Raw genomic sequence first — 10307 nt, forward strand, 5'->3', positions numbered from 1 at the left:
AACATTAATGACTCGTCTTGGCAGTACCTATTCACAGAAACTACCTGAGGGTTGCCGTTGAGGACTTCAACGGCAACTCCAAAGAACCTTCATTGGACTGATGCTCTCGACCATGAATAGACATTTGAAGGCATGCAGCAATTCGAGACTGTCGCGCTGCGGGTTGATCACCCACAGCACAACCAGCTCGCGCTGCAGCTCACGTAACGTTCCGGCCAGCGTCGCGCCGAACTGCGCGCGGCCGTATTGACCACGATGACCGCATCCCGGTTCTCGTCGCAGAAATTGACCAGCAGGCCAATCCAGCCGCTTGCATCGTCCAGGCTATAGGCAATACAACGCATCCTGTCCTAGACCGCTTTCATCACATCCGGATTGGAGGTATCGGTTTCGACGAGCGCGGCATGGATTTCACGCCATTGCAGATAATCGGCCAGGGCAAGCGCGACAAAACTCTTTCCTACACCGCCCTTGCTGCCTCCGACCAGATAGATGGGGTAAGTCATCGTGTCCATCTGAATCCTCTAAAGGTTCTCGGTGTCGGGCTCGATCTCGAATGAGAATCGCATCCCGCATCACCATGGTTCCCGGCCTGTGGCCGTCCTTTTCCCCATCCTGCTTCGGATTCGCGCGGGTGTTGTCTGCGCGTGGCACGTCGTCCTGACTGATTTTTGCCGAACGACGTGGTGGCCCGGCATTGCTGTGCGTGACGTCGCTGGCTGCCTGCCGGGGCGGTCGGTTCTTTTTGGGGGGATATAACGCGTACCTGACAGAACCCACGCTAAACTCGACGCCCTTTCCCCTTGCATGTTCAACGATGTCTTCCAGCGTATAACCTTTCTTTCTAACCGCACCGATCAACGCCCGCATCTCTTTCATTGCATCGGTAATAGCAACGCGCTGCTCGGCCTCCGGCTTGACCGGAAGTGATTCGAGAGAATGGATCAGTTCATCCCACTGTGCCCGCGTATAGCTCTTCGCAACCGGCATGACTCACTCCAGATCACTCCCACCATGTCATCCTGCTCACGTGGAAACGACCCGTCAATACCTCTTTCCTGAGTGAAGCCGCTTCATCGGAACAGTACAGAATCCGGCAGATCGAACCGGAATAGAAGAAATATTTCGGGGCTATCGTGCACGAGCAACGATCAGGAATGGATGCTCCGCAGAGAGGCAACGAACCGAAGCAAACAGTCACTGCGGCCACACCGACACGGGTCGTATCAGAAATCGCACATCCGGGCCAACCGGATGTGCGTGATGCCCTCACGGAATATCTTTCGCATCCAGCAGACTCGCAACTGGTCGCCCACACATCGCCAGAACGACGGCCCTGATTCCGCGAACATGAAGGACTGATGGAACAGCAGGCGTCTCACGGATTCAGGATATGAAATTGACGAACGGAATCGGCCAGCCTCGCAGATTCCCGACAATCAACCATCCACCGCGACCGAGCTATCGAACAGAATCGTTCCGTACCGCGTGCAGACTCGATCCGTTTATCTCACAGACTATGTGGCGTCGCTCGCGAACACCTGGACCCTACGGCGCAGACCTATCCGACTGACCTCACCGAAAGCGTTTACGCAAGAACATCAGAAACGATATAAAAACAAGGCATGGCAGGATAGGCCACCGCCGGTTTTGGGCGCCATTGTCCACTAGTCCGTTGCGTCATTGAATTGGCACCGCTCGAATCCGATACAAAGGTTCATCATATTTCCCCTTTTGATTGGCTTCGGGTTCTTGTTGTGCTCGCGAATGTAATGCATAAGTTTGCGATCCAGATCCATCACTGAACTGAAGATGTTGCGCGCGATTACATCGCGCTGGATGTGCGAGAACCAGTTTTCCACCTACTTGAGCCACGACGAGTAGGTCGATGTGAAGTGCAGGCGCACATTTCGATACGCATCGAGGAACTCGGCGACCCGCTGCGTCTTATGGCTGCTGACGTTGTCGCAGATGATATGGATTTCGCAGCGTTTGGGCTGGCTGGCAACGACGTCGGTAAAGAAGGCCACGAACTGTTCGCTGGTGTGGCATGCCGTCGTTTTGCCCAACACCTCGCCAGTGGCCGTGTTGAATGCCGCGAACAGACTGAGTGAGGTTCCCCCGGTTTTTCGCCTTCCAGAGGCCCCGGGTTATGCCGCCGCATCCCTTGTCCGCTGAGCCGCAAACCAGTCTTGCATGAACTGGGTTGGCGACATGAAGCCAAGCGATGAATGACGACGACTGCGGTTGTAAAACACTTCGATGTATTCGAACAAGTCCGCGACGGCTTCGCGATGCGTGCGATACCTCGTGCCATGCACCCGCTCGTTCTTCAGGCTGTTGAAGAAGCTCTCCATCGGTGCGTTATCCCAGCAACTGCCTTTGCGGCTCATGGAGCATTGCATGCCGTACGAGTCCAGCTTGCGCTGGAAGTCGCGGCTGGCGTATTGACTGCCCCTACCTTTGTCACACCATCGCGATGCCGAGTCGCAACAAAGGTGCCTAACGCGCTCCAGCAACCCATGCCAGCCTCCCGAATGCCGAAAGTCGTGCTACTTTATGACATTTCGCATAAACATTGCTTGGGAGAAAGCATAACCGTTAGCTTCCTTCGTTTCCGCGCGAGCGGCGCCACTATTATCTCTCTGCAGATTACGACAAACCTCACGCGCAATATCGGAAATAATCATGCCGACATCACTTCCGGATTCAAGGTGGTATGAGGCAAAATATTCGTACCTCGGGAGCTCAACGTCAGTCTTTATTATTTTCAGCAGTTCGGAGTAAACTCCACCAATGAGACATCCAGCGTTTATTACACCAATACCCATCCCTGCTTCGACGAAGCGCAGAATGGCCTCACCGGAGTTCGCGCAGTTGAGGTGAACCGGCCAAACTTCCTGCTCACGGAACGCATACTCAATATCTCCATAAGTGCCTGAGTCGGTCGCATAGGAAATCAGCGGAAATTTTGCTATTTCAGCTAACGACATAAAATCCGGAACATTCAATCGGCGACTCACAATCCATTCGCTGCCGTAACTGATTAAAGGTATGTTGCGTACCCCGGAGGTATAGCTTGGCCCAGTCATAATCACCGCATCCAGCTTTCCTTCGACAAGACAAGGTCGAAGGCGGCGAGATGTGTCCACCACCAGCTCGAACGTTCGATCAGCAAGCTGATCTTGGATCATTCTGAGAATCTCCGTCAACCACGCACTGACGATCATCGGAGTTACGCCGATCCGAATCCTCGGAAGTGAAGCAGAGACGGTTCCGCGCCTCGTCATCTGCGATGCAGTCTCTAGAAGACGTTGCGCGAGCTCAAGAAATTCAACGCCGCGGGGCGTCAGCGTTACACCTGCGCCATCTCTATTGAAGAGTTTCGCGCCAATCTCTTCCTCGAGCGAAGCGACTCGTAGAGAGACAGCGGGTTGAGTTATATGTAGCTGGTTCGCTGCAACCCGAAAGCTACCAAGCGTCGCTACAGTCGCGAACGCTTTAATTTGTCGAAGTTCCATCTATCGCACCTATTAATAGCTCTTATCAGGAGGAATGAGCAAAATAAATTTGACAAGTTTTTTCGGCGATCCGAACATGGTTCACAATCTACCAAAAAACGAAGCGATTTGAAAAGGGAACGGAGACATGAGCAAACCCATCAAGTTGAGAGTTGAGGGAGTTTCAAAACGCTATGGTGCAGCATACGCTCTGAAGGAAACATCTCTCATTGTTTATGAGGGTGAATTTCTCACATTACTAGGACCGTCCGGCTCCGGGAAAACGACTCTTTTGTCGATCCTCTCTGGTTTAAGTATCGTCGACAGCGGCGAGATCTGGATCGATGAGAAAGTAGCCACGCATACTTCAGTGCACGAACGCGGAATTGGCATGGTTTTTCAAAACTATGCATTATTTCCCCATCTGACTATTTACGAAAATATCGCGTTTCCACTTAGAATGAGAAAAATTTCCGAAAAAGAAATTTCTCGCAAAGTTGGAGAGGTGCTCGAAGTAGTGCGATTGCCACAAGTGCCAAATCGTTTTCCCAAGGAATTGTCCGGAGGACAGCAGCAACGCATTGCTCTTGCACGCTGTGCCGTATATGAGCCAACTATTATTCTCATGGACGAACCACTAGGCGCATTAGATAAAAAACTCAGGGACGACATGCAGTTGGAGATAAAGCGTCTTCACGTGGAGCTCGGAACGACGATTGTCTACGTTACGCACGATCAGGAAGAGGCAATGTCGATGTCGGACAGAATCTGCCTTATGAGGGATGGTGCAATCGAGCAACTGGGTATGCCTGATGATTTGCACTTTCGACCGGTTTCCCGATTTGCAGCGGATTTTTTAGGGGCTAGTAATATTTTTCCAGCCGATGTTCTAAGCATCGCAGGGGAGCGGATTGAACTGCGAGCGTTTGGAAAAGCCCGAGTTATAGGAGCAGCGGAAAGGCCCGTCGAGTTCAATAGTCATCTAGTTGCTTTCATGATCCGCCCAGAGCATATTCGAATTTTGGAGGATGGGGAAACCGCGAATAACGTTTTCAGTGCGATGGTCACTCGGACAATAATGAATGGATCTATAACTCGGCACTATGTTGCTTTGGAAAACGGGACCGAGCTCGTTACAGCAGAGTTCACATTAGCCCCTATGAGAAGTGATCGGAGAGTTGGCAGAAATGTCAGAATCGGCTGGTCTGCTGAGCATACAATCGTTTTGCCGCATTAAATCGAGGTGACCTGTGAGTGCTAACATCTCTGCCAGGAAGCTTAACAATTCTGTACAAAGAAGAGGATTGCTACACGATGTGTCGCGCTGCTGGGGCCTCGCCCCTGCGCTGCTAACCTTGTCAATTGTCTTCATTGTTCCCGTCCTTCAGGTTCTCGCATCAAGCATATTCGACTCACGTGGTATTCCTGATCTCTCGCAGTACTTTCGCTTGTTTCACACTCCACTTTACCTACACGTTTTATCGAGTACATTTAGAATCGCAGGGTGGACGACTCTCATATGCATCGTCGTTGGCTATCCATTGGCATATTATCTGGCCACTAGTTCAGGGCGTTCGAAGACCATCTTTCTTTTCGGCGTTCTTAGTGCATTTTGGTCCAGCGTGCTCGTCCGGACATTTGCTTGGATTCTGATTCTCGGCCGACACGGTGTTATTGACGAGACGATGCGAGTATTTGGTTTCGACTCGCATTCTTGGCAGCTCATTTACAACTCACTTAGTGTTCTAGTGGGTATGAGCCATGCTCTGATGCCGTTGGGGATCCTGACGATGTTATCAGTGATGCAGAACATAGAGAGTGTCTATGGTCGGGCGGCCGCTACACTAGGCGCGTCGGGCCCCCACGTTTTTTGGCGAATCTATTTCCCAATGTCTCTGCCAGGCGTCGCTGCAGCTGCATTACTCATTTTCGTCACGGCAATCGGCTACTTCATAACACCAACTATGTTAGGTGGTCCGAAGGACGTGATGATCGCTCAAATTATTGTTCAACAAATCGATCAAATGCTCGACTTCGGTTTTGCGGGGGCTGTTGCGGTGCTTCTGCTGGTCGCCACCTGTGTCGTTTTTTTAATTTTTGACCGCATGCTTGGGATGGCAGTGCTTACGGGCGATACAAATAGCCGAAACATAGACGAGGTAAGCCGCATCAGGCACCGGCTAAATTCTTTAGGCCGAAAGTTAGTTGCGGTCGCTGGATGGTTAAGCGCCTATACGGTCGCCATTTTTCACCGTTGGATCAAAGTCACTCGGGTGCCTTCGATGAACGGACGGTTTGTACTCTACGGCTTATCCCTGCTAGTTGTCGCATTCTTGGCTGGCCCTTCGTTGTTTCTTATTCCTTTGTCGTTCACATCGGACACCGGTTTCCAATGGCCACCGCACGGCTTTTCCTTGCAATGGTACTCGGAATATTTCACGTCGCCTATCTGGATAGGTGCTACCCTGCGCTCTCTTCTAGTTGCATTTTTGACCTCGTTCTTCGCTTTATTCCTTGGAGTACCAGCGGCATTTGTCTTGAGTCGGCAAAATATATACGGAAAATCGGCGATAATCGTTTTAATGCTTATGCCCATGATTATTCCAAGAATCATTGTCGCCCTTGCTCTGTTTTACGCATTCTCAAAAGTGGGGCTTCTCGGGACGTCGACCGGATTGATATTGGGTCACACGGTATTTGCCTTGCCTTATGTCGTGATTACAATGATGGCAGTACTTAGAACCTACGACACTCGATTAGATTATGCGGCATACACGATGGGTGCATCTAAGTTTGCGACGTTTCGTTACGTGACATTTCCGTTGATGGGTGCTGGTATTGCGACGGCGTTTCTCTTCTCGTTTGTCCAGTCTTTCGACGAACTCACGGTTGCTTTGTTTGTGAATGGTGGGGTGACGACGACTTTGCCAAGACAGCTTTGGTCGGAGGCCCTAATGAATACCACGCCAACGCTTGCCGCAGTTTCTACAGTCATATTCTTGTTCGTACTAGTGGTGATATTCGGTGTGGAATCAATTAGAAGGATTAGATTCAAGTCGTAAATATCAAAATTGCAATCCGGTGACTATTTCAACGAGGATAATTCAGATGGTACATCGAGCACACAATTATTCAAGAAGAACAGCGTTGAAGACAATTCTGGCAGGAGCATCGGCTGCATCTGTGCCAGCGATATTTTCGGGAAAGTCGTTTGCTGCGGAGACGCTGGTCGTTGCGGACCCAGGCGGCGTCTACGCCGCCGCATATACGGAAGCTTATTACGTTCCATTTACGAAAGAGACAGGAGTGAAAATTATTCCCGTCGCTCGTCGATCGAATCCTTCAGCGGAACTTAAGGCGCAAGTCGACACTAAGAGTTTCTACTGGGACATCTGCGGTGGCCTGACGTCGGATGTTGCTGACTTATTAAGTAGGCAAGGGGCGCTCGAGAAAATCGATAACGGAGGCAAGGATATGGATTCTGTTCCGGCGGATTGGAGATCTGACTTCTACTTTCCTGACGGAATCGGGACATTCGTATTGGCTTATCGGAAGGATCGATTTGCAACGTTGCCACGTACGTTTGCGGATCTATGGAATCTGAATACATTCCCCGGACCCCGCGGAATGCGAAAGTTCGCTCGGGATACTATTGAAGTCGCCCTTCGCGCTGATGGGGTACCCGGAGGCGCGGAGATCTATCGCGTTTTGTCTACACCGGCGGGTTGGGATCGAGCATTTGCGAAGCTTGATCAGATCCGGAAGAACGTAGCCGTATGGTGGGACGTTTCTGCGCAAGTCACGCAAATTCTTAGAAACGGCGATGTGGATTTATGTCCGACATTCAATGTTAGGGCGCAAGCGGCAAAAGACGAAGGCGCCCCCGTCGAGATTAGCTGGGAAGGCGGATTTTACAGTCTCATCGGGTGGGCAATACCAAAGGGTAATCCAAAAGCTGCGATAGGCCGTGAGTTTATAAAATTCTGCGCTCGGCCGGATAGGCAAGCGGCCTACACAGCAAAACTGCGAAACGGTCCTTCAAATCCCCACGCTATTCCTCTGGTGCCAAAAGATGTCGCAATTACACTTCCCAGTTATCCGGCAAATCTGGCCAAGACGACACGCGTGAACGATGTATTTTGGGGGCAACACGAAGAAGAAGCCGACCGTCGATTCAATGGATGGCTTTTACAAGGCTAACTTAACAGAAGGATATCGCTAAATGAAAATCACTGATCTAAAAATCCGAGAATTAAGTGCAGAACTTCCTTTATCGTTCAGCGGCGGCACATATAAACTCGATCGACGAAGTACTCTGCTCTGCCGCATAACTACTGATGAAGGAGTCGTCGGCGAAGTATGCGTAGGAAATGAAACCGGCTATTCCGAGCATCTAAAGGATGTTATCCGCGGAAAACTTCGTGACTTGATCATGGGACAAAATCCGCTGGATATCGAAAGACACTGGCATAACATGCTTGCTACCACTAAAGAATACGCGGATCGCGCGTCGCTAATGCAGGGAATTGCACTTATCGATACGGCTCTTTGGGATTTGCGTGGAAAATTTTTGAAGCAACCGCTCTGGAGGCTATTAGGTGGATATCGAAACTCCGTGCAGATGATTGGTATCGGCGGGTACTATCAGACCAGCAAAGATGAAAAGGGGATTCGAGAGGAAATTGCGTTTTACAAGGAATATGGTCTCGCCGGGATTAAGTTTAAGGTTGGGGCGTTGAGCCTGGAAGAGGACGCGGAACGTGTCCGGATCGTAAGAGCTGCAGGGGGCAATGACTTTGTCATTGTTGTGGACTCCAATATGGCTTGGAATCCAGACGACGCTGAACGCTTTGCAAGCATGATCAAACCGCTCAAGCCAGCTTGGCTTGAGGAGCCTATATGTTCGGAAGATATACCTTTGGAGCTACACCGTCTCCGGCAGAAGTCTTATGTTAAAACTGCCGCGGGTCAGTCAGAATTGTCGGTATTTGAGGCTCATCGTCTGCTTGTCTCTGAATCGGTCGATGTTTTGAATGTGACGTACAATCGGGGCGGCGGCGTGACAGGATGGGTAAAAATTGCGGCAGCCGCAAGTTTCTCAAACGTTGATATGGCGCAAGTGGGCGAACCCCATATCGGGATGCATCTTATAGCATCTGTTCCCAACACCACATACGTCGAATGCTATCCTGACGAGAAACGGGATCCGTTCTGGGCAAAGCTCTACTCAAATCTCCCTCGACCAGAAAACGGTTTCATCAAATTAACCGAGGAACCAGGCGTAGGCCTTAGTCTTCGGGAAGACGCTGTAGAACTCTTTGCAACTGAGGCTTGGAGTTGAGATGCTCGAGCATTTCTCCAACAGCGGATCAATCGGAGAAGGGGCGCCGGCCATCTGCAACCTTGTGTTGACACGATTTATTAGGTATGCAGATGAGCGTAGCGGCACGCGTCCACCAGGATCTAACGTGCGCAGAGAGCGGGAGAAGCGTCAGACTTGCGGCTGACCGTCGAGCATTTTCGTCGCTAACCACAAAGCACGCGATCGCCTCGCGCGTTGCTGCGTTGACAGCGCAAAGGAAACATGGGACCTCCGGCCGCGTAGGGCGGCCGACTGGTCTCCATTTTCGGACGGTCTGCGCGGACCAGTGATTATGAAAATGGCGACCCTTTGTCTTGAAGGTGCTCTGGGTACGATAGTGATTGCCATTCGAGCCGGCATTGAAGCAGACGCCGTCCTCGAAGCGCATCGCAAGAGTAGCACTTACCCTGAAAATTACAGCTGTATGTCGACATATTACAGCCTGATGTAGCGAAGACAGGATCAGTGTTTTCGTAAAACGTGCAGTTTATCTTCTTCAAATGTGGCAACGCGTTTGCTTTTTCCACTGCCTTAGCTTTCTATAAATTCGTAAATACAGGAACAAGCGATGGAGTGGTGGCAGTCTAAAAAACCCTGCAAAAAAACTTAGAGTATGAGTCGCAATGCCACAGAGATCGCTGAAAAGATTCACGTTTCTCCTGCTGCCGGGTTTTACGATGATTGCGTTCGTCAATTGTGTAGAGGTTTTGCGATTGGCCAATCAACTTCACGGCGAAGACCTGTTCGAATGGTCGATCTGTTCCGCGTACGGTGGGTATATCGAGTCTAGTAACGGTCTCTCGATCGAGACGACCACTATTCAAGATGCTCGGCATCCTGAAATATTATTTGTCTGTGCCGGGAATGGCGTCCATAAATTGAATCTATCCTTCTACCTTTCACTCTTAAGAGAATTTTCGGCATTTGGAACAATCCTCGGAGGACTGTGCACAGGGTCATTTGTTCTTGCCAAGGCGGGGCTTCTCGACGGATACGCGTGTACGATCCACTGGGAGTATCTGGTCGCACAGCAGGAGCGCTTTCATCACGCAAAATTCGAACGAAATATTTTTGTTATTGATAGAGATCGAGTTACTTGTGTCGGGGGGGCCGCATCTTTGGACATGATGCTATGTTTAATTCGAACAACAATCACAAAAGACCTAAGAGAAAAAATTGTAGACTATCTCATGCTTGATTCGATACGAGATGGAAAATCGATAAAAACTATTCCGAAATTTTCCGGGCATGGTTGCTCTCGTGAAGTCTTCCAGCGTGCTGTAGAACTCATGGAAGGCAATTTGGACCAACCTATTTCGTCGAGCCTGAACAATCCTCGAAGCCTTATGGTGCAAGGCTTTGCGCTCTGAATGGGGTTGAGGGAATTGCAGGAAGCAGGCATATTAACGCGTAATTCCTGCATTTTTTGACGAGGTGCGGATGGG

6 protein-coding genes and 3 pseudogenes are annotated in these 10307 nt (G+C 50.4%); 5 read left to right on the forward strand and 4 right to left on the reverse strand.

The window, feature by feature from the left end; genetic code table 11:
• Nucleotides 1-126: 126 nt before the first annotated feature.
• From G3N58_RS05510 to G3N58_RS05525, 4 genes and pseudogenes are all read right to left on the reverse strand, one after another.
• Nucleotides 127-515, reverse strand: a pseudogene (locus tag G3N58_RS05510) (protein mobD); the annotation flags it as partial.
• 1165 nt (nt 516-1680) lie between these two features.
• Nucleotides 1681-2114: pseudogene (locus G3N58_RS05515) on the reverse strand (transposase); the annotation flags it as partial.
• A gap of 36 nt (nt 2115-2150) precedes the next feature.
• Nucleotides 2151-2459: pseudogene (locus tag G3N58_RS05520) on the reverse strand (IS3 family transposase); the annotation flags it as partial.
• Between the two features lie 93 nt (nt 2460-2552).
• Nucleotides 2553-3521, reverse strand: coding sequence for a LysR family transcriptional regulator (locus tag G3N58_RS05525; RefSeq protein ID WP_205998699.1), 969 nt, complete (start codon nt 3519-3521; stop codon nt 2553-2555).
• A 127-nt stretch (nt 3522-3648) separates the two neighbouring features.
• Here G3N58_RS05525 and G3N58_RS05530 point away from each other — a divergent pair, with 127 nt between their 5' ends.
• The 5 genes from G3N58_RS05530 to G3N58_RS05550 all read left to right on the forward strand — a co-directional run bounded on the left by G3N58_RS05530 (nt 3649) and on the right by G3N58_RS05550 (nt 10232).
• A complete protein-coding gene (locus tag G3N58_RS05530) occupies nt 3649-4737 on the forward strand; it encodes an ABC transporter ATP-binding protein (RefSeq protein WP_205998700.1) in 1089 nt (362 codons plus the stop codon).
• Between the two features lie 304 nt (nt 4738-5041).
• Nucleotides 5042-6562, forward strand: a complete 1521-nt coding sequence (locus G3N58_RS05535) for an ABC transporter permease subunit (RefSeq protein WP_205998701.1) — start codon at nt 5042-5044, stop codon at nt 6560-6562.
• An 85-nt stretch (nt 6563-6647) separates the two neighbouring features.
• Nucleotides 6648-7700: an extracellular solute-binding protein gene (locus tag G3N58_RS05540; protein ID WP_205998702.1), complete on the forward strand. Its 1053-nt coding sequence runs from the start codon at nt 6648-6650 to the stop codon at nt 7698-7700.
• A gap of 22 nt (nt 7701-7722) precedes the next feature.
• On the forward strand, nt 7723-8841 hold the full coding sequence (locus G3N58_RS05545; RefSeq protein WP_205998703.1) for a mandelate racemase/muconate lactonizing enzyme family protein: 1119 nt from the start codon (nt 7723-7725) through the stop codon (nt 8839-8841).
• A gap of 644 nt (nt 8842-9485) precedes the next feature.
• Nucleotides 9486-10232, forward strand: coding sequence for a DJ-1/PfpI family protein (locus tag G3N58_RS05550; protein ID WP_205998704.1), 747 nt, complete (start codon nt 9486-9488; stop codon nt 10230-10232).
• Nucleotides 10233-10307: the final 75 nt, after the last annotated feature.

The sequence above is a fragment of the Paraburkholderia sp. Ac-20342 genome (assembly GCF_017104985.1).
GTDB lineage: Bacteria > Pseudomonadota > Gammaproteobacteria > Burkholderiales > Burkholderiaceae > Paraburkholderia.